This is a genomic window from Ralstonia sp. 22111 (assembly GCF_052045895.1).
GTDB classification, from domain to species: Bacteria; Pseudomonadota; Gammaproteobacteria; order Burkholderiales; family Burkholderiaceae; genus Ralstonia; species Ralstonia wenshanensis.
Genome location: NZ_JBQEPR010000001.1, coordinates 383,564 through 406,334, shown reverse-complemented (window position 1 = coordinate 406,334; position 22,771 = coordinate 383,564). Strand labels below are relative to the sequence as shown.

The window sequence follows — 22,771 nt, the reverse complement described above, 5'->3', positions numbered from 1 at the left end:
CCCCGTCAGCCGATGGTCATCAGGCTGGCGTTGCCACCCGCCGCGGCCGTATTGACCGACAGCGAACGCTCGATCAGCAGGCGCTCCAGCGCCAGCCCCTCCCCGCCATGCGGCAGGCCTTGCACGCCCACGATGGGGCCGGCACGTCGTGCCAGTCCTTCGCAAATGGCGCGCAGATGGTCCGAATCGCCGTGGTGCAGCACCGCATCAAACGCCGCTTCGTCGGTCGACCCGACCACGCGGACGCGCGATTGTACTGCCGCCGGCAGGCCCCGAAGTACCGCTTCGATGGCAGGGTTTTCCTGCACAACGGCCACGCTGCCAACGGCCAGAATCGCCGCCAACTGGCGCAGCCAATCGGCCGGATCGGCCGCCACGCACAGCACCGCTTCGCGCGGCAGCAGCGTGTAGGTGTTGCGCTCGCCCGTCGGGCCCGGCAGCGTGGCCGTGGCGCCCGTGGCAGACGCCGCAGCCAGGCGTTCGCACAGCGATGCCAGCTCAGGCGCCTGCTTGCGCGCCCAGTCCGTCAGTGCATCGAACGGCGCCAGCAGCGCGCGGCGCGCATCGGTATCGATGTCCGTACCGGCACCTGCGGTCAGTTGCAGCGCGGTGCGCATGCCGTCCTGCGGGCACGTCGAGAGCAAACGCAGCAGATACAGCGGGCCGCCAGCCTTCGGGCCCGTGCCCGACAGCCCTTCGCCGCCGAACGGCTGCACGCCCACCACCGCGCCGACGATATTGCGGTTCACATACAGGTTGCCGACGTGCGCGCGGTCCACCACGTGCGCGATGGTCTCGTCGATACGCGTGTGGATGCCCAGCGTCAGGCCGTAGCCCGTGCCGTTGATCTGCTCGATCAGCTTGGTCAGGCCGGCGTTGTCTGCCGTGCGTTTCCAGCGAACCACGTGCAGCACGGGGCCGAAGATCTCGCGCGTCAGGTCCGACAGGCTGTCGAGTTCGATCACCGTCGGCGGCACGAAGGTACCGTGCGCGCATGCAGCCGGCACAGGCGCCTGATGCACGCGGCGGCCCTTGGCGCGCATCGCTTCGATGTGGCCGACGATGTTGTCGCGGGCTTCGGCGTCGATCACCGGGCCGACATCGGTGGCAAGGCGATCCGGATTGCCCATTGCCAGCTCGGCCATGCCGCCCTTGAGCATCGCGAGCACACGGTCGGCGACGTCATCCTGCAGGCACAGCACGCGCAGCGCCGAGCAACGCTGGCCTGCCGAATCAAACGCAGACGACAGCACATCCGCCACCACCTGCTCGGCCAGCGCAGAAGAATCGACAATCATCGCGTTCTGACCTCCAGTCTCGGCAATCAGGGGGATCGGCGCGCCGTTGGCATCCAGGCGGCCAGCCAGCGTGCGCTGCAGGATGCGCGCCACCTCGGTCGAGCCGGTGAACATCACGCCCTTGGTGCGCATGTCCTTCACAAGCGCGGCGCCAACAGTCTCGCCGCGGCCCGGCAGCAGTTGCACGGCACCGGCCGGCACGCCGGCCTCGCGCAGGATGCGCACAGCCTGGGCGGCAATCAGCGGGGTCTGTTCAGCGGGCTTGGCCAACACCGGGTTGCCGGCTGCCAGCGCGGCGCTGACCTGGCCGGTGAAGATCGCCAGCGGGAAGTTCCACGGGCTGATGCAGACCACCGGGCCCAGCGGACGGTGCGTGTCGTTGGAGAACCCGCCGCGCACCTGTGCCGCGTAGTAGCGCAGGAAGTCGACGGCCTCGCGCACCTCGGCGATGGCGTTGGACAGCGTCTTGCCCGCCTCGCGGATGATCAGCCCCATCAGGTGCTGCATCTCGCCTTCCATCAGGTCGGCGGCGCGGTCGAGCAGCGCGGCGCGCGCCTCAGGCGGCGTGGCTTGCCAGATCGGGGCGGCGGCGGCGGCGGCCGACAGGGCGGCATCCACGTCGGCTTCGGTGGCTTCCGTCACATGGCCGACGATATCGCGCAGGTCGGACGGATTGCGCACCGGCTGTGCCGTGCCGCCCACGTACGGCGCATCGCCAATGGTCGGCTCGGCGTTCCAGACCGTGCTCGTGCCTGCAAGAAGAGCGGACGACAACGACGCCAGGCGCTGCTCGTTCGCCAGGTCGATGCCCGACGAGTTGGCGCGCACGTCACCGTAGAGATGGCGCGGCAGCGGAATCTTCGGATGCGGCAGGCCGAGCGTCCCTTCATCGGCGTGCATCTTTTCCACCACCGCCACCGGGTCGGCGACGAGGTCGTCCAGCGGAATCGACTCGTCCGCAATGCGGTTCACGAACGAGGTATTGGCGCCGTTTTCCAGCAGGCGGCGCACGAGGTAGGCCAGCAGCGTTTCGTGCGTACCGACCGGCGCGTAGATGCGGCACGGGCGGTTCAGCTTGCCCGGCTTGTTGCCCACGACCTGTTCGTACAGCGGTTCGCCCATGCCGTGCAGGCACTGGAATTCGTATTGGCCGGGGTAATAGTTCTGGCCGGCCATGTGATAAATGGCCGCCAGTGTGTGCGCATTGTGCGTGGCGAACTGCGGGAAGATCGCCTCCGGGGCGGCCAGCAGCTTGCGGGCGCAGGCCAGGTACGACACGTCGGTGTAGACCTTGCGCGTGTAGACCGGATAGCCCTCCAGGCCGTCGACCTGGGCGCGCTTGACCTCGCTGTCCCAGTACGCGCCCTTCACCAGGCGGATCATCAGGCGGTGCTTGCTGCGGCGGGCCAGATCGATGATGTAGTCCAGCACGAACGGGCAGCGCTTCTGGTAGCCCTGCACCACGAAGCCGATGCCGTTCCAGCCGGCAAGCTCAGGCGCAAAGCACAGGCGCTCCAGCAGATCGAGCGACAGCTCCAGGCGGTCGGCTTCTTCCGCATCGATGTTGATGCCGATGTCGTATTCACGCGCCAGCATCGCCAGCGCCTTCACGCGCGGATACAGCTCGTTGATCGTGCGGTCGTACTGCGCGCGGCTGTAGCGCGGATGCAGCGCCGACAGCTTGATCGAGATGCCCGGCCCTTCGTAGATGCCGCGCCCGCCCGAGGCCTGCCCGATCGCGCGGATGGCCTGCTCGTACGACGCGAGGTAGCGCTGGGCGTCTTCCTCCGTCATCGCGGCCTCGCCGAGCATGTCGTAGGAATAGCGGAAGCCTTCGGCCTCGAACTTGCGCGCGTTGGCCAGCGCTTCGGAAATGGTTTCGCCGGTGACGAACTGCTCGCCCATCAGGCGCATCGCCATGTCCACGCCCTTGCGGATGAGCGGCTCACCGCTCTTGCCGATGATGCGCGTGAGCGCCTTCGACAACCCTGCTTCGTTGTGCGTGGCAACCAGCTTGCCCGTGAGCAGCAGGCCCCAGGTGGCAGCGTTCACGAACAGCGACGGGCTCTGGCCGACATGCGAATACCAGTTGCCGTTGCTGATCTTGTCGCGGATGAGCGCGTCGCGCGTGGCCTTGTCGGGAATGCGCAGCAGTGCCTCGGCCAAGCACATCAGCGCCACGCCTTCCTGGCTCGACAAGGAAAATTCTTGGATCAGGCCCTGCACCAGGCCCTCGCGGCCGGTGCCGACCTTTTGCGTGCGCAGCTTGCCGGCCAGATCGCGGGCGAGCTGCTTGGCTTCCGAGGCGAGCGCGCCCGGCAGGCGAGCCTGCTCCAGCAGCATCGGAATGGCTTCGGTTTCGGGCCGGCGGTAGGCGGCCGTGATGGCAGCGCGCAAGACCGACTGCGGTTGCACGCTCTGTGCGAATTCGAGAAACGGTTGCACCGCAGGTTCGTCACCCTCGTGCACGTCCGAGACGGCTGCGGCGGCGGACGGGAGGCCATCCGCCACCGGGCCGTTTGCATCAGTTGGCAGCTGCCCCCGCTCCACTTGATCCAGATACGTGAAGATCGCCTGCTTGATCAGCCAATGCGGCGTGCGGTCAATGGACTGCGCAACGCGCTTGAGGCGTTCACGCGAAGCATCGTCCAGCTTGACCCCGAGGGTGGTTGTAGCCATGTGGGTTCCTATCCTTAGCTGCCATTGCCAAAGCTTGTGGCCGGCAAATCGGAGCGGATCATACGCCCGGCAACTCGGAAGGTGCAACCTAGTAGAACCCCTTGCTTCAAAAGGGCTAGATTTGGTGCAACCGCACATGCGCCGGGTTAGGGAAATGCGCACCTTCGGGGGGATGTGAAGGAAAACCCTGGCACGCCACGGTTGAACGCTGACGGTTCAGCCTCCGAGCCTCGTGCAGGAGTGTTTTCTTGTGGCGTTCCACGGTCTGAGCCTCGCATTTCACCGTTTCAGGCTCATGCATGATGCTCGGACGGTCGCGCTCCAGGGTTTTATCGTGGCGTTCGAGGCTTGGATGGTCGATCGCCACGGTCCGAGGCTCATGTTCCGACCCTGGACCGTGACGCTTCAGTCTTTTCCGGTCGCGCTCCAGCCTCGGAGATTCGTTGAATTCATGGTTTTCGGCCCATGCGCAGGCCTCGGACCGTCGCGCTCCGCGGTTTCAGGGTCGCGCTCCACGCCTGAAGGCGGACGTGCCACAGTTTTCGGTCGAGATTTTGGAGCTCGGACAGTGGAGCACCGCGGTTTGACCCTCGCGTTTCGCTGTGTGGGGTCCACCGCCCGTGTTCCGACCCCGGGATCAGATCCGCAGTGGATCGATCTCCAACTGCCAGCGCACGCCTTTCACGGTCTTGCTGATGCCGGCAAACCCGTCCGTCCAGGCGGATAGCAGCTTTTGCAGGGCCGCGCGCGAGGCACTTTCCACCAACAGTTGCGCGCGCTCGCGGTTGGCCAGCCGCACCATCGTCATCGGCACCGGATCATGCAAAAACACCGGTGCGCCCAATTCAGCCGCCAAGGCTTCACCAGCCGAACGCGCCGCGCCCAAGAACTCCAGCGCGCGCGCGACTTCCTTGTGCTCGGCGGTGAGCAGCGCTTGATAGGAAAACGGCGGCAAACCGGCTTGCTTGCGTTCCCGCAGCAACTGGCGCGCAAAACCGCCGTAATCGTGCCGAACCAGCGCCTGCAGCGCCGGCGCATCCGGATACCGCGTCTGGATCAGCACCTCGCCGGCCAGCCCGGCCCGGCCGGCACGGCCCGCCACCTGCATCAGCGAGGCAAATAGATGCTCGCCGGCGCGAAAGTCATGGCTGAAGAGCGAGGGGTCCGGCGCCACCACGCCCACCAGCGTCACGCGCTGAAAGTCATGCCCTTTGGCGACCATCTGCGTGCCGATCAGGATGTCGACGCTGCCTTCGTGCACGGTGTCGAACAGCGCTTCGGCGCTGCCCTTGCGGCGGGTGGAATCGGCGTCGATGCGGGCGACGCGGGCTTGCGGAAACAGTTCGCCAAGCGTCTCTTCGATGCGCTGGGTGCCGCGCCCGAGCGGGGCGATATCAACGTTGCCGCAGTCGGGGCAGTGATGGGGGATGCGCGATTCATACCCGCAGTGGTGACAGCGCAGGCGCCGCTCCGGCTTGTGCAGCACCAGGTACGCCGAGCAACGCGGGCAGCCCGACAGCCAGCCGCATGCGTCGCAGGACAGCACGGGCGCGTAGCCGCGGCGGTTGAGGAACAGCAGGCTTTGTTCGCCACGCGCCAGACGATCGGCAATCGCATCGACGAGCGGTTTGGACAGCCCATCGCGAATCTGGCGCCCGGCGCGGCGCTCGAGGTTCAAATCGATGAGCGACACGCGCGGCAGCACGGCTTCAGCCTGCGCGCGTTGCGAGAGCGTCAGACGCGTGGTGGCGGTCTGCTCGGCGCGCCACCAGGTTTCCAGCGACGGCGTGGCGGAGCCCAGCACCACGGGGATGTTCCGCTGCTTGGCACGCCATAGCGCCAGGTCGCGTGCGGAATAGCGCAGCCCCTCCTGCTGCTTGTACGACGTGTCGTGTTCTTCGTCGACGAGGATGAGCGCGAGGTTGGGCAGCGACGCCAGCATCGCCAGCCGCGTGCCGAGCACGATGCGGGCCTCGCCGCGATGCGCGGCCAGCCAGTTCAGCGCACGCGGCTGCTCGGCCAGGCCGCTGTGCAGCGCCGCCATCGGCACGCCGGGAAAACGTGCGGCGATGCGCGCTTCCAGTTGCGGCGTCAGGTTGATCTCGGGCACCAGCATCAGAACCTGTGCGGCCGGGTCGCGCGCCAGGGCATCGGCGATGGCGTGCAGGTAGACCTCGGTCTTGCCGCTGCCGGTGACGCCGTACAGAAGGAACGGGCTGAATGTGCCAGCCGCGCCAGCTTGGGCAATGGCGGCCACGGCGGCAGCCTGTTCGTCGTTCAGGGCGGGTGCGACCGAAGGCGCAGGCAATTCGAGCGGTTGCGGCAACAGCGCCTTCGGCCGCAGTTCTGCGCGCAGCCATCCGACCGTCGCCCAATCCCGCAGCTTGGCAACGGCTTGCCCGTGCAGCTCGACCGCCGCGCTGGTGCTCAACTCACCATCGCCGGTGAGCGCTTCGGCCAGGCGCATGGCGCCGGACGCACGTTTCGGAATGCTGTCCAGCAACGCGGCCCGGGCCGGTTCGAACATCACATAGACGGTTTCGTTGGCCTGTCGGGCAAGGTTGTCCCAGCTTCCGGGCGTGCGCCACAACGGCGGCAGCGCCGGCAACGTCACCTCGCCCAGTGCACGGTGGTAGTAGCCGGCAGCAAATTCGGCCAAGGCACGCCATTCGCCATCGAGCGGCGGTACCCAGTCGAGCACGCGCTCGACATCGCGCAACTTCTCTTGGGGCACATCGGTGGTCGCGGCAGTGTCGACCACCAACGCCACCACGCGCCGGTTGCCAAAGGGCACCACAACCAACTGCCCCGGCAGCACAGGCGACGCACACCGGTAGTCGAACACGGCATCCAGCGGCGTATCGATCACCACCCGCACGATGGCGGCCGACGCCTTGGCATCAGAAAACGCAGCGTCGACTTGGGTGGTGGTCATGCAAAGCGCAAACGGTTGAATTGCAAAGGGATTGTTGCGATGCAGCGGCGGATTGTGCACCTGGGAAATGCGTCTTGCCCATCTCACCTTGCCTTCACAGCCATTGCCATGGTCGGCTCAATGTTCAAGTATTACTTGAGGTTTGTGCCTTGGCGCCCTGATCGGCGACCGTTTTCCCGGCTATCCACACGGCCTGTGGATAACTTTGTTGAAAAGTCGCCTGCCGCGCCCGTGAAGGCCAATGGATTCACCGTTTTTCTAGCTTGCACGATTTACGCGCACGCGGCTTTCTTTTATAAAAATCAAACACTTATGCGTTGGATGCACACAGGCCGCCCTGTTGCGCCGCGGAAAGAACCAGCCGCGACAGCTTTGTGCATAAGTCAAGTCTTGACAGCCGGCTTACGCACCAGAAAGCGCGAAATAAATCGCTTGACACCCCTTTCGGGCCAGATGGGGCCACCAGCACGCGAGTAGTCACTCACCCCGACTGCACCAAAGCGGCGAAGATTCCACCCGTGCCCCCGGCTTCACGCACAACTGCGGCCCAATTCAAACGCTATCGCACCGCAACATTGATCTCAATCGTGTTATTTCGCTTTCGTGCGAAGCGCGCGGCTGAAGCTGTGCACTTCGTCCACCAGCACCGTCACGGCTTCGGGTGGCGTGAACTGCGAGATGCCGTGGCCGAGGTTGAAGATGTGGCCGTCGCTGTCGCCGCTGGCGGCGTAGTCTTCCAGCACGCGGCGCACTTGGGCGCGAATGGCGTCGGGTTCGGCAAACAGCACCGTCGGGTCCAGGTTGCCCTGCAGGGCGACGCGCCCTGCCGTTCGCTGGCGGGCGAGCTGTAGGTTGACGGTCCAGTCCACGCCCAGCGCGTCGGCACCGGTCTCGGCCATGGCTTCAAGCCACAGGCCACCGCCCTTGGTGAACAGGATGACCGGCACGCGCTGGCCGTCGGCCCCGGGGCGGATGCCTTTAACCACGCGTGCCATGTAGGCCAGCGAAAACTCCTGGTAGATGCCATCGGCAAGCGCCCCGCCCCAGGTATCGAACACCTGCACAGCCTGGGCACCCGCCTCGATCTGGGCGTTCAGATAGTCGATCACGGCTTGCGCGTTGATCTCCAGGATGCGGTGCATCAGGTCCGGGCGCGCGTAGAGCATCGACTTGACGGTGCGGAAGTCGTCCGAACCGCCGCCTTCCACCATGTAGCAGGCGAGCGTCCACGGGCTGCCCGAGAAGCCGATGAGCGGCACGCGCTGGCGGCCGTCCTGCACGAGCGCACGGCGGATTTCCGCCACGGCATCGAACACGTATTGCAGCGACGACATGTCGGGCACCGACAGCGCCGCCACGTCGGCTTCCGTGCGCACCGGCTTGGCAAAGCGCGGGCCCTCGCCCTGCGCGAACGACAGGCCCAGGCCCATGGCGTCGGGCACGGTCAGGATGTCGGAGAACAGAATCGCCGCGTCCAGCGGGTAGCGATCCAGCGGCTGCAGCGTCACTTCCGTCGCATACGCCGGCGACTTGGCCAGGCCGAGAAAGCTGCCGGCGCGCGCACGCGTGGCGTTGTACTCGGGCAGATAGCGGCCCGCCTGGCGCATCAGCCACAGCGGCGTGTAGTCGGTCGGCTGGCGGCGCAGGGCGCGCAGGAAGGTGTCGTTGGCGAGCGGGGCGGACATGGCGATGGACTCTTGAGGAGGGCGCCATTGTAAGGGATGGTGTTTTTATCCCGCCCTGACCCAGGCCAACATGTCGCAGATCACGGGCGCAGATATCACGGCACCTTGTGCGTATCGCCCGCGCGCTGCGGCGGCAGCTTGATCGCCATCGCCTTGAAATCCGTGCTGGTGGTCAGCGTTCCGTGCACCACACCACGCGGAATCACGATCAGATCGCCCGCCCGCACCTCGCGCGGCGCGCTGTCGAGCCAGACGGTGGCCGTGCCGGACATCACGTACTGGATCTCGTCGGAGTACGTATGCGTGTGCCTGGCCACGGTCCCCACCTGGATGCCCACCGTGCCGTTGGCCGCCGTCACCAGTGTTTTCGTGCGCAGCGTGCCCATCTCGGCGATGACGGGGCCGATCTCGTCCGGGGTCATGCTGCCCATGTTGACGATCTGCGCCGTAAGCGTCGGCGCCGAGGCTGGAGCCGCTGCCGCAGCCGGTTGGGACGCTTGCGCAAACGCGCCGGCGCAGCAGGCAAAGATGGCGGCGGCAGAAACCGCCCGGATCACAGCAACAGGACGATGGCGATGCATGGTTGGGCTCCTCATGACGCGGTCGCCGTCAAGGCGCGGCGGTCAGCGGCGCGCTGGTTGGCTCATTCGTTTGGCGCGCTCGCGGCGATTGTCGCATCGGCACGCGCAGGCGTAGACCTAGGGCGATTCCCGAGAATCCGGGGCGCCGCCCCCAAACCGGCTCGCCTATAGTGGACGGCGCCAAGCCCGCCACAAAACGCACATCACAGGAGACCGGCATGACACACAAAGGAAGCTGCCACTGCGGCAACGTCGCGTTCGAAGTCGAAGGCCATCCGGAAAGCGCGATGGCATGCAACTGCTCGATCTGCCAGCGCAAGGGCTCGCTGCTGTGGTTCGTGGCGCGCGACAAGGTTCGGCTGCTGACGCCCGAAGACAACGCAAGCACCTACCTCTTTCGCAAGCACGTGATCAAACACCGCTTCTGCCCGACCTGCGGCATCCATCCGTATGCCGAGGGCGTCATGCCCGACGGCACGCCGATGATTGCCATCAACGTGCGCTGCCTGGAAGACATCGATCTGGCCAGCGTGCCGGTCACCCAGTTTGACGGGCGGTCGATGTAGCGCCGCAGTGCGCTACAGCCACATCTGCATCACCCGCTCGCTCGCCTCGACGGGGTTGCCGCCCGGCATCCACACCGCATCCAGCATCGGCCGCACGAGATCGAGTTCGGTGGAAATGCCGTCCTGCCGGCCAAATCGTGCCCCGTTGGCAGCCTGCGCTTCAACAATGCGGCGGTCCTGCTCCGCCACCCGATACAGGAACGGCCAGACGAACCAACGCACGGCCCAGGCCGGCGCCCAGCGGTTTTCCACATGCAGCGTGGCGAACAGGCGCGTGCGCATCTCGTCTTCGGGTGTGAAGTGCAGCGTGAAATACAGCGCACTACCGTTGGCGTAGCGGTATTCGAGCTGGGCGGTGGCCGGGGCGGCGATAGCGAAATGCGCACGCTCCATCGTGCGGGGCGATTCGAACAGGCGGTACAGCAGGCCGCTTTGCTGCGCCTGGCCGGCGTAGTCGACCTGCAGGCCATCTGAAGATTGAGTGATGGTCACCGTCATCGGCTGGCGCGCGCCGTGGCTGCGCACGAGGCCCGGATGCACGAGATGCGTGTGCAGCGGATCAAGAAAATTCTCCAGCGCATCGGCCGGGCGCGCCTGCCACAGCGTGCTCCAAAGAAAGCGGCGGCTCCCCGCCGGTAACCGATTCAGGAATACGGGCAAGGCAGCAGGCGCAGCTTCACCCGGCGGCCGCGCGCTCATCCAGATCAGCCCGTCGTGCTCGAACGCCTGCCAGGCATTCACTTGCACGGCGGGCACGGCGGCGTCTGGGCACATGCCCGGCATGGCCGTGCAACGGCCATCGGCGCCGAACGTCCAGCCGTGGTACTTGCACTGCAGTGTTTCGCCAACGAGCTGGCCGTCGGATAACGGCACATGCCGATGCGGGCAGCGGTCATCGAGCGCAAGCAGTCCGCCCGAGGGCAGCCGTGCGAGCACCACCGCGCGGCCAAACAGGGTCACGCGCATCGGCTTGTCGCGCAGGCGATGCGCCTCGGCAACGGGGTACCAACCGCGCAGCAGCGTGGCGTTCCAGGCGGTCATAACTGAAAGCGTTGCATGATCGGCACGCCGATCCGGGTGGTGAGAGCACGCAGCACAGCAATGGCACAGCGCGTGGCGGGTGGCAGATGCCTGCAATAGACGGCGCTCATCTCGATGGCCGGCAGGCCGCCGCGCAGGCGCTTGAAGTGCGCGGCGCCGGCGCTCAGGTTCAGCTCGGCATCGCGTGTGATGGTCAGCCGCAGCACGTGCGCCATCAGCAGGCGATACAGCCCTGCTTGCTGGGGCCACGTCGTGTCGTAGCCGACGATGGGTGCAGTCAGCAACGGTCCTTGCCCAAACACGCCAACCACCGCGCGCAGCACGCCATGCGCATCGCGAAAGCCTGCGCACTCCAGCAGCCGCGCTGCGTGCCATGCGCGCAGGAACGCTGCCGTGTAACGCGGATTCAGCGCGGAATATTTGTCGAGATAGAGCTGCGCATACAGCTGCTCGGCCTGGGCGAAATCGGCATCGGTAAAGCCGTCGTGCGGCACGAACGTCAGCGGGGTCGCGTCGAGCAGCTTGAGATCCCGCCGCAGATCGCGACGCAGTTCCGACGTGCGCGAAGCACGCTGCAGGTGCCGGAACAGATAGACCTGCCGCGTGGGGATCAAATCGAAGCCGGCAGCGGTGGCAGCGCGTAGCCAGTCGGCATGCTGGATCGTATTGAGTGAACGCAGCCAGATCGCGCGGTCCGGCCAACGCTCGCGGCACGTGCGCGCCAGCGCATCCAGATCGAAGCCCGCTGCCGATGGATACAGGTTCGTACTGACGAGCCAGTTGTTGACAACCACCGCGCGATCCAACTGCGCACGCCGCATCCACGCGTCGGCCAAGCCGATGGCGCCACGCAGCAGCGGCCGCACCATGCGCGGCATCAGACGCTCGGACTCTTCCGACGCATAGCGGCCGTATGTCGTGATGGGCGAGCAGACCCAGGCGTTCTCGCCATGGCCGGCGCGATCCTCACTGCCGTTGATGGTCACGGGCAGCGGCAGACCACCAGCCTCCACCACATCGACCTGCGTCACCAGATTGGCAACGAACGGCATCGACACCTGCCCGCGATGCACGTGCAGGAACGCGCCGGCCTTGTCGGCAAAGCACGCATGGGGCACGGCGCCGGGCGCATTCATACCTCGGGCAACTCCTGACCGTCCCACTCGATGTCTTGCGTGGCGGCTTCGCGCATGTTGCAACGCTGGGCGATGGCCACGCGCGCATAGGCGGCGAGATCGCACACGCCGCCCCACAGCGGGCGGCGGTCGCCTGGTGTGGCGATGACGTCGGTGGCAGCGTGCCAGTCGTGGCGCCATTGGCGCAGCGTGCCGTGGCGCAACGCATCGAACAGCCCTGCCGATGCCATCACCGCAGCCGCCATGCGCGGCACACCGGGCGACGGTTCGACGCAGCCGTCGAGCGTGCCGGCCAGCGCGGCGGGCAACGCATCGTCCAGGCCGAACAGGTGGCACCCGCTGGTGGCGCGCGGGTTGCATTCGAGCGGGCTCACGCGGCCATCGGCCTGCTGGATCCAGTCGAACGAGAGCTGCCCCGTGAAGTCAAGCTTGCGCGCGAAGTTGGCAACGAAATTGCGTACCGCATCGATGCGTGCGGGCGCGAAGTAGAAGCTCGCGCTGGTCGACATGCGCCAGTCGGGGCGATACAGCGCATGGGCTACAAGCCGACCGCGATCGGCCACGCTATACGAGCAGAACTCCTGGCCCGCCACCAACGTCTGCACCACCCAGGCGCCGAGGTCGGCCAGCGGCGGCCCATCATCGGGAATGCCGTCGCGGTACAGGCGCACATGCACGCCAAAGCGCGAGAACTCGGGCTTGAGCACAACCGCGCGGCCGGCTGCCCAGGCGCGCGCTTCGTCCAACGTACGCACCCGCGCGGAGACCGGTACATCGGCCCCGCAATCCTGCGCGAGTTCAAGGAACGTCCATTTGCTGTGCACCGCGCGCAGCTTGTCGAAGTCTTCGGCCAGCACCCGCACGTGGGTCGGCAAGTGATGCCGGTAGCGCGATACGAAGAACACTTCTTCGCACGTCGGCACCAGCAGATCGATGGAACGTTCGTGCACGATGCGTGCCAGGTCGGCCGCAAACTGCGCGGGCGCATGGCGCGGCGATGCAATGCGAAAGCTGGCCGAAACCGCCTTGGAAGCGCCGCTGATCTGGCACGGAATGCTGTCGGCAATGCAGACCGTCCACCCCTGGTGGGCAAAGCGGCGGGCGTGGTCGAGCGCCACCGGCGCGCGGCCACCAAGGATCAGCACATTGGGCATGCAGGCGGAGCGTTGAGGTCAGGCAACGTCCGCCGAAAGCGAGGGGCGCGGGGAAGTTGCCGGGGCTCCATTCTAGGCAAAGGGGCACCCGGCCCGGGCGCGTTGAAGAGGGGTACGGTGCGTCAGACGCCGCGCAGCTTGAACAGGCCCACTGTGCGTGCCAGCCCCTGCGCTTGCTCGTTAAGCATCGACGATGCGGCCGTCGACTGCTCCACCAGTGCGGCGTTCTGCTGCGTGGCCTGGTCCATCTCGGCCACGCTGCGATCGATCTGGCTGATACCGGTGCTCTGCTCGTGCATCGCGCCGTCGATCTCGCCGATGATGCGCGCGACACGCTCGATGCCCTGCACGATTTCCTGCATCGTGGCGCCGGCGGCCTGCACGCGTTGCGCGCCGGTCTTCACGCTGGCTTCCGATGCCTGGATCAGGTCTTTGATTTCGCGGGCGGCCGTGGCGCTGCGTTGCGCCAGCGTGCGCACCTCGCCGGCCACCACGGCAAAGCCGCGGCCGTTCTCGCCGGCCCGAGCGGCTTCCACTGCGGCGTTCAGCGCGAGGATGTTGGTCTGGAACGCGATGCTGTCGATCACGCCGATGATCTCGGTAATACGCGCCGACGACTTGGCGATTTCGTCCATCGTGCTGACGGCGCTGGAGACCACCTCGCCGCCGCGCGTGGCGGCATCGCTTGCATCGCTGGCCAGCCGCGTGGCCTGCACGGCCGCATCGGCGGAGTTCTTCACGCTGGTCGTCAGTTCGGTCAACGCGGCAGAGGTTTCCTGCAGGTTGCTGGCGGAGACCTCGGTGCGGTTGGACAGATCACGGTTGCCCGCTTCGATCTCGCCGGTAGCGGATTTCATGCTGTCGACGCTGGCGCGCACGTCCAGCAGCACTTCGCCGATCTTGTCGATGAACGTGTTGAACGACGCGCTGATCTGCGCGACTTCATCGTTACCGACCACAGGCAGGCGGTGCGTCAGGTCGCCGCCGCCGGAGCCGATGGTGTCCATCGCATCACGCACCTGCGACAGGCGGCGGAACGACTGCGACGTGAAGAATGCGGCAATGCCCAGCGCCGCCAGCGTCAGCAGCACGATGGCGACGGCCAGGGCACGTACGACACTGCGCAAACCCGCGGTGGCCTCGGCTTTGTCCAGCGCGATCACCAGGCTCCAGTCGGTGCCCTGCACGGCCTGGGCCTTCAGCAGCTTCGGCGCGCCTGCAAGCTCCACTTCCAGCGGAGCATTGGCTTTGGCAAGCGATGCCAGCACATCGGCATTGAGCGCCGCCGACACATCGGACACCGGCTTGAGCATCAGCTTGGCGTCGGGGTGGGCGATGACTTGCCCGTCCTTGGCCACGACAAACGCCAGGCTCGACGGCGTCGGGTGCACAGCGGCCACCACGTCGCGTACACGGTCCAGCGGCACGGCACCGCTCACAGCGCCGGTGGCTTCGCCATTGCGCATCAGCGGGGCAGAGAACGAGACGTACTTCACGCCCGTAGACACATCACCGTAGGGCTTCGTGACGAGCAGCTTGCCAGCGGCAATGGCTTCCTTGTACCAAGGGCGGACGGTGGGGTCGTAGTCCTTGGGGGTGGTGCTGCTGGTGGACAGGAACGATTTGTCAGTCCAACCAATGGTGGTGATGGGAAAGCCGTCCGCATCGCCCATGTGCTTGACCAGGCCGCGCGGGTCGCCATGTTCGACGACGTCCGCCGTCGTCTTTACAGCACGCGCTTTGGCCGCCACCCATTTGTCGATGACGAGCGTGTTGGCGCTGGTGATGGCGGCAAGATTCTGATCGATCGATTCCATCGTGTTCGAACGCACGATGGAATACGTGGCGGCGCCGGACAGCGCCAGGGCACCAACCACGGTGGCCGACGAGATGAGGAGAATTCGGGTGCGGAGAGAGGAGATCATGTTTCTTCTAGGCCAAACGTTTTCCATGAATCTGACTGCGTACGGTATTTGCCGCAGCGCCCTCCAGATCCGACTGCCGGCTGTCGGGGGCCACTCCAAGCTGCTACGGCACCGCGCAAGCGAACTTGAGGCGGCGAAACCCTCCCCCACGAAGGGATGACTGCTATAAAAGGAAGCGCCCCGCATGATTGCCCAGGCAATCCATTCCCCTGAAACTGAAGCCCATGCACGACGCCGTCCACATCGACCCCGCCACCGGCGAAATCCGGCTTGCCGACATCCGCATCACACCGCAGACAAAAGCGGATGCCCTGCCCGCGCGCTTTACAGTCGGGCCTGTACGGTCCGTGAGCGTCGAAGGCAGAGACGTCCCCTGCCAATTCGCGACAGTGGCTGCGCTGGACGACGCCACGCCCGTGACCGTCAGCCTGCGGTTTGAAGCCGATGCGCTCGTCAGCGTATTCGTCGAGCTGGCGCAGCCGGTCTCGTACGACGACATCGACGTGGTGGAACAACGCCACCGCCGCTGGATTGCCGGCAAACTCGGCCAAGACCCGGGTGGCCTGACCCGCTACCCCTGGGGCAGCGCCGGCGTGGCGCAAGACAAGAGCGGCGGCGTGCACATCTTTCTGCACAACTGCAACAACACCTGGGGGCGATGAATACGTTGTAAGAAGCCCCGGCGTCGGCCCCAATTGCCGCTCCGGTATCGTTTGCAGTACCGTCGCTGGCATTCCTACGGAGCCGGGAGCCCTGCGCCATGGCCGTGCTGTTCACCATCCTGAAGATTGCCGTCGTGCTCGTGCTGGTGTCGTCACTGGCCGAGGCCGTCGTGCTGTCATTGAGAAAAGGCTGGGCCAACTACGATTGGAAGGCCGCTGGCGTGTCGGTGGTGGATTTCCTCGTACGCGAGTACCCACTGCGCTGGCTGCTGCCGCTGGCGTTCTGGATGCAAGGTCTGGAATGGGTCTACCAGCATCGTCTCTGGACGCTGCCGATGGACCACTGGACGGGCTGGGTTGCGTGCTTTCTTGGCCAGGAGTTCTGCTACTACTGGTACCACCGTGCCGCGCACCGCGTGCGCTGGTTCTGGTGTACGCATGCCATCCACCATTCGCCCAATGACCTGAACCTGTCGGCGGCCTACCGCTTCGGCTGGACAGGACGGTTGACCGGCACGCTCGCCTTCTTTGCGCTGGCACCGCTGCTGGGCATGCCGCCGCGCATCGTGCTGATGCTGCTGTCGCTCAATCTGCTGTACCAGTTCTGGATTCACGCCACGTGGATCCCCCGCCTGGGGCCCCTGGAATGGGTGCTGAACACGCCCTCGGCACATCGCGTGCATCACGCGTCCAACCTCGAATACCTCGACGGCAACTACGGCGGCGTGCTGATCGTGTTCGACCGGCTGTTCGGCACCTACACCCCCGAGCGCAAGGACGTGCCCTGCCGCTACGGCCTCGTGCACCCGATGCGCACATACAACCTGCTGGTGATCGAATTCGCACATTGGCGCGCGCTCTGGCAAGACCTGAAGACCGCACGCTCGGCCAGCGAAGTGCTGGGCTACCTGTTCCGCCCACCGGGCTGGCGGCCCGATGGCAATGGCGACACGACGGAGGATTTGCGCCGCCGCGCCGCGCTCATTCCCGAAGAGCAGCCAATCGCCCCGGCCGTTGCAGCCAACTGAATCAGGGCAAACGCAACGTCTGCGCCAGGTGCCCATACACCACGGCAATCCGCCGCAGGTGGCGCGATTCCGGATGCGTCAGCAGCCACAGCTCCGACTGATTGGCGTCTTGCAGATCGCGCAGCGCGACCAGATCGCTGCGCTCCTGCGCCATCACCACGGGCAGAATCCCGACGCCCATGCCCATGCCGACCATCTCGGCCGCAATCTGCAGGCTGTTGACGAAGTACGTGGGTATGACCTTGGGGAAATGCCGTTTGCGCCAACTGACTGACGGGTGATCCGGAATTGCATCGTCAATGGCGAGCCACGGCGTGCGGCCCGCCTCGACATCGGCGTAGGTGATGCCGCTTGCGCGCCCGACGTATAGCCCCACGCGAATCGACCCGATGTGTTTGCCCACCAGATGCTGCGGCGGGCGCCGCGTGGCCCGCACGGCAATGTCGGCATCGCGCCGGGTCAGGCTGGCCAGCTCGTTGCTCACACGAAGGTCGTAGCTCAGGTTCGGATGCTCGGCTTGCAGCGCCTTTAACGCGGGCGCGACCATGCCAACGAGGATCGTGTCCGTGGTGGTGATGCGCACGGTGCCGGATACCTGATCCGGCACCGCATGTACCGCCGATCGCGCAACCTCGAGCGCCGACTCCACCTGCTCGGCTTGTTCCGCCAGCGCGTGCGCCAGGTCGCCCGCCAGATAGCCCGTGCGGGAGCGCGCAAACAGCGTGGCGCCCAGGCCGCGCTCGATGCGCTGCAATGAGCGGAACACGGTGGACGCATCCACGCCAAGCCGTTCACCGGCCCCCGCCAGCGTGCCTGTGCGCACCATCGCCAGTACGATCTCAAGGTCGGCTGCGCTCAGCCGGTATTGCGTCTGCGCAAGCATGATTTGCTGTTCTGCCTATTTCATTGGCAACGGCGCAATCCTACAGTGTCGTCACCGCCGCCGTTGGCGGCTTTCCCAACCGTTCACGAGACCAAGACCATGAAGCTCTATTACTCCGCCGGCGCCTGCTCGCTGGCCGTGCATATCGCCCTGCGCGAAGTGGGCGCGAAGTTTGACCTCACCGCTGTCGACCTTGCCAAGCACCTCACCGCCGACGGCACGGATTTCTACACGATCTCACCGCGCGGTTACGTGCCTCTGCTGGAGCTGGCCGATGGCTCGCGCCACACCGAAGCCGCGGCGCTGCTGCAATACGTGGCCGACCTCGACCCGGCACAAGCACTGATCGGCAAGCCTGGCAGTGCGCACCGCCTGGCCGTGATCGAATGGCTCACGTTTGTCAGCACCGAGCTGCACAAAGGCTTCGGCCCGCTCTGGTACAAGGAAACGCCCGAAGCCACCCGCCAGGGCGCCAAGGACAAGCTGGCCAAGCGCTTTGCCGAACTCGATGCCCGCCTTGCCAAACAGCCGTACCTGGCCGACACCTACAGCGTGGCCGACGCCTATGCCTTTGCGGTGCTGAACTGGACGAACTTCCTCTCGCTGCCGATGGGCGCGTATCCGAACGTGCAGGCGTATATGGCGCGGGTGGGTGCCCGGCCGCAGGTGGTTGAAGCCTTGACGGCCGAGGGCCTGGTCAAGGCCAGCGCCGTCGCCTGACCGATCGCCCGGATCGGCGGTCCTAAACAAAACCGCCGATCCCACCCCCTACTCCGCCTAACGTTTGCGGAACGTCTTACAACACATCTCCATGTTGTAGATGGGCTCTATCCGGGCTGCACGCCGTGCTGTCACAGGTGCGTCGCTACAATCGCACGCTTTGCGTCTTCTGCAGTCCGCAGCTCTCCCATGTTCAAGCACATTGTTCTCGCCGTGGCCGTTGCGGCTGCCGGCTTGCCCCTCCTCGCTCGCGCAGATGTGCGCGGTGCAGGTTCGACCGCCGCTGCGCCGGTCTATCGCGTCTGGTCGGAGGGGTATGCCGCATCGTCGGGCGTGACGCTCAGCTATGACGCGGTGGGCTCAGGTGAAGGCCTGAAGCGCATCCGCGCGGGCGCGGTGGATTTCGGTGCGTCTGACGTGCCGCTCTCCAGCGCGGAGGCCGCCAAGGCCGGCCTCGTCTGCGTGCCGTCGGTGGTGACGGGTGCGGTGCCGTTCGTGAACGTGCCAGGTGTGCCGCGCGGACAACTCAAACTGACGGGTGAACTGCTGGCGCAGATCTTCCTCGGCAAGGTCGAGAGCTGGGATGCGCCTGAACTGCGTGCGCTGAACCCGGGCGTGACCCTGCCCAAGCTAAAAATCCATCCCGTCGTGCGCTCCGATGGCTCAGGCACGACGTACCACTTCACCGACTACCTGAGTGCCGTCAGCGCCGACTGGAAACGCACTTACGGCACCAAGTCGACCATCAACTGGCCGGCAGGCTTCACCGCAGCAAAGGGCAGCGGCGATGTGGTCAAGGCGGTGCAGGCCACGTCCGGCGCCATCGGCTATGTCGACTACAACTACATCCTCGACAACGACCTGAGCGGCGTGCAGTTGCGCAACCTGGCAGGCCGCTTTGTCAGCGCGCAGGTGAGCGGCTTTCGCGAAGCGGTGATGCAGAGCGCGTGGAACCGCAAGGGCGATTTCACCGCGCCGCTGGTCAACCTGCCGGGTGCGGAGACATGGCCGATCACCATGGGCACCTTCATCGTCGTGCCGGCGGTCAGTGCATCGGGCCCGCGCACGCTGGCCGCGCTGAAGTTCCTGACGTGGGGTTACTTCCACGGCGACGAGCTGGCCGCGCGTGCGAAGTTTGTGCCGCTGCCCGAGCGCGTACAGGCGATTGCGTATCGTGAGCTGGCGCGCGTGACGGATGCGTCGGGCGTCGCCATCGGCCTGCAGAGCATGCCCGCGAACTGGAGCAAATGATCCTTGCCGGCGCGGTGTCTGTGCCGGCAACCGCACCGTTTTGATGCCGCACGGGCAGCCCGCCGAAAGCTTTGCAACAAGGCTGGATTGTTCCGATGCGTTTCCTATAGTGGTCACTCGCCGCGCAAGCAGCCCCGCGCGTCATTGCCAAAGCAAGGACGGGAAGCAGACATGGGTACCGCCATCGCAGACCAGGACGAGCAGATCCACCAGATCGCACAGGACACCGGCGTACCGGCCGATGTCGTCCGCGAGCAGTACATGCAGACAATGCGCACATTGGCGGCCGACGCCAGCGTGCACGACTATCTCTCGCTGTTTGTCACACGCCGGGTGCTTGCCGCATTCCGCCCGCGCCGCACGCCGACGCGTTAGCCCCGCCCTGCTTATTCCTCGCTGATCATTCCGACGAATGCGTGCGCTGCGCGGCGCATCCATTCGCGTGCGCGCTCGGCCTCGAACTGGATGCGCGCAAAGGCGTGCGTCATGCCGGAGGCTTCGATGGTGATGACCTGCGCGCCGTGCTGCACGAGGTAGTCGGCGTATTGCAGGCCGTCGTCGCGCAGCACGTCGTGCGCGGCCACGATGACGACGGTGTCGGGCGGCGTATAGGCCGGCGCGCGCGCCATCAGGAAAATGCGTGGGTCGTGCTCGGCGAGTGGCTTGGCGAGTGCTTCGGCACCGATGTATTTTTCCCAGTACCAGCGCATTTCATCGCGCGTGAGGCCGGGGCCCTGTGCAAACGCGTTGTAGCTTTCGCTGCCGAAGGCCGGCGTGGTGACGGGGTACAGCAGCAGCTGCGCATTCACAAGGCCGGGGCGCATGCCCTGCGCGGCCTGCACCGCAAGATGGCCGCCCGCGCTGTCGCCGCCCACGGCCAGGAAGTCCGGATCAAGGTCGAGGTCCGCGCGCTGCTCGGCCAAGTACGCGAGCGCGTCGCGTGCATCGTCCGCCGGCGTGGGAAACGCATGCTCGGGCGCGAGGCGGTAATCGACACTCACCACGGCGCAGCCGGTGTCTTGCGCCACCAACGCGGCCAGCATGCGATGCGTTGTGCGCGGCGCGCCAACCACCCAGCCACCACCGTGGAACCACACCAGCAGGCGGGGCGTTGTCACGCCTTTTGGACGAAAGACGATGGCGTCGAGCGTGCGCCCCGCAAGCGGCAGGCTGAGGTCCGAAACGTCAACGCCATCAGGATCGGGGCGGTCGGATACCGCAGCAATCGCCTCGAAGCGCGCGCGTTGCGCGGCGGCGTCTTCAGGCGGAGGCAAGGCGCCAAACTGTTCGGCAAGGCGTTGATAGAACTGCAGGATTTGCGGATCGACGGCCATGATGTAAGCAGGATGCGATGACCGCCAGAGTGTAGCGCGCCGGGTCGGCATGGACCTTCAGATGGGCCCGGCCCCAACCCACACGAGCGGCAGGGAAGCGTCAGTCCGGTGCGCCGCCGCATCGGTCAAAAGGCCGGGGGGGCCAGCGCTTATTTTTGCTCGGCGATACCGAGTCGCCAGTGCTCGATCTTCGTGCAGCGGTCTTGCACGGCCGGAATGCCTGCGTTGCGCGCGACGGCCATTGCCTCGTCATTCACGATCCCAAGCTGCACCCAGATGCCGCCCACGCCCAGGGTCACGGCTTCCAGCACGACAGGCAGGACTTGTTCCGAGCGACGGAAAATATCGACCAGATCGATGCGCTGGCCGGCGGCGGCAAGGGTTGTCGCTGCTTCGGTGAGCGAGGCGTAGCAGGGCTCACCGAGCACGTCTTCGCCCGCGTGCTGGGGGTTGACGGGCACGATGCGATAGCCGGCCTGCTGCAGATAGCGCGCCACGTCGTAGCTAGGCCGCGTGGGGCGTGGCGACAGGCCGACCACGGCGATGGTCTTGCCGGACAGCAGCCGGCGCATGGTGTCTTGCTCGTCGGCGTAGGAAGGATTGGCGGACATGGTTGGCGATGCAGAGGCAATCAGGTTGTGGGCCGCTTGCATGCGGCGCCCAGGTCATCGAAGCGCACGGCGGCTCGGAAGGCGCCCGACGAATACGGGCCGACCTCATACGGCCCGTAGTGCACGACGATGCGGTCTCCTTGCAGCGTAAACGGAAACGCCGCGTTACGCAGGTCCCGCTCCTTGAGCGCACCGCGCGGCGCCTCGGGCGCCCCTTCGCGCTTGAGCGCATCGACGATCTGCGTATTGAGGTTCTGCAGGCACGTGGATGTGGGGTTCAGCACATCGGCCAAGGCAATTGGCTGAAAGCCCTGCGCACCGCGGCGCCAGTTGCCGGCTGTGAAGCTGTAGTTGCCATGCGCGCCGCCGCTGTAGGCCCACACCATGCGCAAGACGCTGACGGTGTCGCCGAGGCCGACGGCGCTGATGCGGATGACGCATTCGGTGTCGTATTGGTCGCACTTGCGCACGCGCAGTGATTGGATCAGCGCATCGATGGCGGCATCGCCCGTCACCGGGTAGCGCTCGGTCAGCTTGGCCTGGCCGGAGGTGCCCGTAGCCTCCTGATAGCGCGCCACGCGCTTCAGCGTGAAGGGCTGGCTGCGGCCACCGTCGCTCCAGGTGCCAGTAGCGGTGGCGCCGTCGGCCGAAAACGCACCGGAGAGCGTGCCGCCCTCGCGCACGACGGATTGGCCGGCCGCATCGAGCGCTTCTGCACGTTCGCGCCACACGAAGCGGTGCTCGGGCGCATTACGGCCTTCGATGGTCCAGAAGGCGCGGCCCTGGGGGCGGTCATCGTAGGCTTCGCCGGTTAGTGTGTCGGCCACCGGATCCTTGTCTTTGTCCTGCGCTTTGGGTGGGGGGTCGTACACGTTCAACCACACGTTCCAGCCGGGGCTGTCGGCGCCCTTTCCCACCGCGCCCTGCCAGAAACTGCCGGCCAGACGCTCGGACTGCTCTTTCGTTTTTGCAAGAGGAACGGTTGGCGCAGAAGCAACAGGTGCGGAGGCGGGCGGCGCACTCGACGGCGTTGCAGGCGGAGCTGAGGCCGCTTCGGGGCCAGCCTGTGCGCCCGCAGCCGCGCCTAGTGCCCCCATCAAGGTAACAAAAACGCCCGCGCCCACCGACTTCTGCAACACATGGTGCATCGCATGCCTGTGCATGCCTCCCTCCTATGAAACCGACACCCCAGACTCGGACACACCCCACTGGTTCGCCTTTCGCCAAGCCCCGTCTGCCTAAGCGGCAAAGTGCTGGGACTGTGCGGGTGCAGCAGGCGTTC

General features: G+C 66.1%; 18 protein-coding genes. 6 read left to right on the top strand and 12 right to left on the bottom strand.

Annotated features, from left to right (window positions below):
- Nucleotides 1-5 precede the first annotated feature (5 nt).
- From putA to ACTJK4_RS01900, 4 genes are all read right to left on the bottom strand, one after another.
- Complete coding sequence (putA, locus tag ACTJK4_RS01915; RefSeq protein ID WP_440815646.1) at nucleotides 6-3,977, bottom strand: trifunctional transcriptional regulator/proline dehydrogenase/L-glutamate gamma-semialdehyde dehydrogenase; 3,972 nt, start codon at nucleotides 3,975-3,977, stop codon at nucleotides 6-8.
- 637 nt (nucleotides 3,978-4,614) lie between these two features.
- Nucleotides 4,615-6,912 carry a primosomal protein N' gene (locus ACTJK4_RS01910; protein WP_433865704.1) on the bottom strand — a complete coding sequence of 766 codons (2,298 nt, stop codon included), beginning with the start codon at nucleotides 6,910-6,912 and terminating at the stop codon, nucleotides 4,615-4,617.
- Between the two features lie 590 nt (nucleotides 6,913-7,502).
- On the bottom strand, nucleotides 7,503-8,597 hold the full coding sequence (gene hemE, locus ACTJK4_RS01905) for a uroporphyrinogen decarboxylase (RefSeq protein ID WP_232041374.1): 1,095 nt from the start codon (nucleotides 8,595-8,597) through the stop codon (nucleotides 7,503-7,505).
- A 95-nt stretch (nucleotides 8,598-8,692) separates the two neighbouring features.
- Nucleotides 8,693-9,178, bottom strand: a complete 486-nt coding sequence (locus ACTJK4_RS01900) for a cupin domain-containing protein (RefSeq protein WP_316880606.1) — start codon at nucleotides 9,176-9,178, stop codon at nucleotides 8,693-8,695.
- 218 nt (nucleotides 9,179-9,396) lie between these two features.
- Here ACTJK4_RS01900 and ACTJK4_RS01895 point away from each other — a divergent pair, with 218 nt between their 5' ends.
- A complete protein-coding gene (locus ACTJK4_RS01895; RefSeq protein WP_232041376.1) occupies nucleotides 9,397-9,744 on the top strand; it encodes a GFA family protein in 348 nt (115 codons plus the stop codon).
- Nucleotides 9,745-9,756: 12 nt separating this feature from the next.
- On the opposite strand, the gene ACTJK4_RS01890 is transcribed toward ACTJK4_RS01895, so the two are convergent.
- The 4 genes from ACTJK4_RS01890 to ACTJK4_RS01875 form a co-directional block, all read right to left on the bottom strand.
- Nucleotides 9,757-10,785: a Rieske 2Fe-2S domain-containing protein gene (locus ACTJK4_RS01890; protein WP_440815642.1), complete on the bottom strand. Its 1,029-nt coding sequence runs from the start codon at nucleotides 10,783-10,785 to the stop codon at nucleotides 9,757-9,759.
- On the bottom strand, nucleotides 10,782-11,921 hold the full coding sequence (locus ACTJK4_RS01885; RefSeq protein ID WP_440815640.1) for a hypothetical protein: 1,140 nt from the start codon (nucleotides 11,919-11,921) through the stop codon (nucleotides 10,782-10,784). Before ACTJK4_RS01885 ends, ACTJK4_RS01890 begins: the two co-directional genes overlap by 4 nt.
- The gene (locus ACTJK4_RS01880; RefSeq protein WP_440815638.1) at nucleotides 11,918-13,075 is read right to left on the bottom strand and encodes an ATP-grasp domain-containing protein; all 1,158 of its coding nucleotides are present in this window, start codon (nucleotides 13,073-13,075) and stop codon (nucleotides 11,918-11,920) included. The genes ACTJK4_RS01885 and ACTJK4_RS01880 overlap by 4 nt, the downstream gene beginning before the upstream one ends.
- A 122-nt stretch (nucleotides 13,076-13,197) precedes the next feature.
- Nucleotides 13,198-15,000, bottom strand: a complete 1,803-nt coding sequence (locus ACTJK4_RS01875) for a methyl-accepting chemotaxis protein (RefSeq protein WP_232041380.1) — start codon at nucleotides 14,998-15,000, stop codon at nucleotides 13,198-13,200.
- Nucleotides 15,001-15,224: 224 nt separating this feature from the next.
- On the opposite strand from ACTJK4_RS01875, the gene ACTJK4_RS01870 reads away from it, so the two are divergent.
- Nucleotides 15,225-15,662, top strand: a complete 438-nt coding sequence (locus ACTJK4_RS01870; RefSeq protein WP_440815635.1) for a hypothetical protein — start codon at nucleotides 15,225-15,227, stop codon at nucleotides 15,660-15,662.
- Nucleotides 15,663-15,760: 98 nt separating this feature from the next.
- Nucleotides 15,761-16,690 (top strand): sterol desaturase family protein, encoded by a 930-nt coding sequence (locus ACTJK4_RS01865; RefSeq protein WP_440815633.1) that lies wholly within the window; start codon nucleotides 15,761-15,763, stop codon nucleotides 16,688-16,690.
- A gap of 1 nt (nucleotide 16,691) precedes the next feature.
- On the opposite strand, the gene ACTJK4_RS01860 is transcribed toward ACTJK4_RS01865, so the two are convergent.
- Complete coding sequence (locus tag ACTJK4_RS01860; RefSeq protein WP_232041383.1) at nucleotides 16,692-17,573, bottom strand: LysR family transcriptional regulator; 882 nt, start codon at nucleotides 17,571-17,573, stop codon at nucleotides 16,692-16,694.
- Between the two features lie 99 nt (nucleotides 17,574-17,672).
- Between ACTJK4_RS01860 and gstA the strand changes: the two genes are divergently transcribed.
- The 3 genes from gstA (at nucleotide 17,673) to ACTJK4_RS01845 (ending at nucleotide 19,919) form a co-directional block, all read left to right on the top strand.
- Nucleotides 17,673-18,293, top strand: coding sequence for a glutathione transferase GstA (gstA, locus tag ACTJK4_RS01855; protein ID WP_433865716.1), 621 nt, complete (start codon nucleotides 17,673-17,675; stop codon nucleotides 18,291-18,293).
- Between the two features lie 189 nt (nucleotides 18,294-18,482).
- Nucleotides 18,483-19,544, top strand: a complete 1,062-nt coding sequence (gene pstS, locus ACTJK4_RS01850; RefSeq protein ID WP_433865718.1) for a phosphate ABC transporter substrate-binding protein PstS — start codon at nucleotides 18,483-18,485, stop codon at nucleotides 19,542-19,544.
- Nucleotides 19,545-19,715: 171 nt separating this feature from the next.
- Nucleotides 19,716-19,919 carry a DUF3562 domain-containing protein gene (locus ACTJK4_RS01845; protein ID WP_232041386.1) on the top strand — a complete coding sequence of 68 codons (204 nt, stop codon included), beginning with the start codon at nucleotides 19,716-19,718 and terminating at the stop codon, nucleotides 19,917-19,919.
- 11 nt (nucleotides 19,920-19,930) lie between these two features.
- Here the strand turns inward: ACTJK4_RS01845 and ACTJK4_RS01840 are convergent, their stop codons facing one another.
- The 3 genes from ACTJK4_RS01840 to ACTJK4_RS01830 form a co-directional block, all read right to left on the bottom strand.
- Nucleotides 19,931-20,878 (bottom strand): alpha/beta hydrolase, encoded by a 948-nt coding sequence (locus ACTJK4_RS01840; protein ID WP_232041387.1) that lies wholly within the window; start codon nucleotides 20,876-20,878, stop codon nucleotides 19,931-19,933.
- 149 nt (nucleotides 20,879-21,027) lie between these two features.
- On the bottom strand, nucleotides 21,028-21,489 hold the full coding sequence (locus ACTJK4_RS01835) for a CoA-binding protein (RefSeq protein WP_260803573.1): 462 nt from the start codon (nucleotides 21,487-21,489) through the stop codon (nucleotides 21,028-21,030).
- Nucleotides 21,490-21,509: 20 nt separating this feature from the next.
- Complete coding sequence (locus ACTJK4_RS01830; RefSeq protein ID WP_440815627.1) at nucleotides 21,510-22,652, bottom strand: RsiV family protein; 1,143 nt, start codon at nucleotides 22,650-22,652, stop codon at nucleotides 21,510-21,512.
- Nucleotides 22,653-22,771: the final 119 nt, after the last annotated feature.

Coding starts and splice junctions, on each gene's coding strand:
- putA (WP_440815646.1), bottom strand. CDS start 3,977: ATGGCTACAACCACCCTCGGGGTCAAGCTGGACGATGCTTCGCGTGAA.
- ACTJK4_RS01910 (WP_433865704.1), bottom strand. CDS start 6,912: ATGACCACCACCCAAGTCGACGCTGCGTTTTCTGATGCCAAGGCGTCG.
- hemE (WP_232041374.1), bottom strand. CDS start 8,597: ATGTCCGCCCCGCTCGCCAACGACACCTTCCTGCGCGCCCTGCGCCGC.
- ACTJK4_RS01900 (WP_316880606.1), bottom strand. CDS start 9,178: ATGCATCGCCATCGTCCTGTTGCTGTGATCCGGGCGGTTTCTGCCGCC.
- ACTJK4_RS01895 (WP_232041376.1), top strand. CDS start 9,397: ATGACACACAAAGGAAGCTGCCACTGCGGCAACGTCGCGTTCGAAGTC.
- ACTJK4_RS01890 (WP_440815642.1), bottom strand. CDS start 10,785: ATGACCGCCTGGAACGCCACGCTGCTGCGCGGTTGGTACCCCGTTGCC.
- ACTJK4_RS01885 (WP_440815640.1), bottom strand. CDS start 11,921: ATGAATGCGCCCGGCGCCGTGCCCCATGCGTGCTTTGCCGACAAGGCC.
- ACTJK4_RS01880 (WP_440815638.1), bottom strand. CDS start 13,075: ATGCCCAATGTGCTGATCCTTGGTGGCCGCGCGCCGGTGGCGCTCGAC.
- ACTJK4_RS01875 (WP_232041380.1), bottom strand. CDS start 15,000: ATGATCTCCTCTCTCCGCACCCGAATTCTCCTCATCTCGTCGGCCACC.
- ACTJK4_RS01870 (WP_440815635.1), top strand. CDS start 15,225: ATGCACGACGCCGTCCACATCGACCCCGCCACCGGCGAAATCCGGCTT.
- ACTJK4_RS01865 (WP_440815633.1), top strand. CDS start 15,761: ATGGCCGTGCTGTTCACCATCCTGAAGATTGCCGTCGTGCTCGTGCTG.
- ACTJK4_RS01860 (WP_232041383.1), bottom strand. CDS start 17,573: ATGCTTGCGCAGACGCAATACCGGCTGAGCGCAGCCGACCTTGAGATC.
- gstA (WP_433865716.1), top strand. CDS start 17,673: ATGAAGCTCTATTACTCCGCCGGCGCCTGCTCGCTGGCCGTGCATATC.
- pstS (WP_433865718.1), top strand. CDS start 18,483: ATGTTCAAGCACATTGTTCTCGCCGTGGCCGTTGCGGCTGCCGGCTTG.
- ACTJK4_RS01845 (WP_232041386.1), top strand. CDS start 19,716: ATGGGTACCGCCATCGCAGACCAGGACGAGCAGATCCACCAGATCGCA.
- ACTJK4_RS01840 (WP_232041387.1), bottom strand. CDS start 20,878: ATGGCCGTCGATCCGCAAATCCTGCAGTTCTATCAACGCCTTGCCGAA.
- ACTJK4_RS01835 (WP_260803573.1), bottom strand. CDS start 21,489: ATGTCCGCCAATCCTTCCTACGCCGACGAGCAAGACACCATGCGCCGG.
- ACTJK4_RS01830 (WP_440815627.1), bottom strand. CDS start 22,652: ATGCACAGGCATGCGATGCACCATGTGTTGCAGAAGTCGGTGGGCGCG.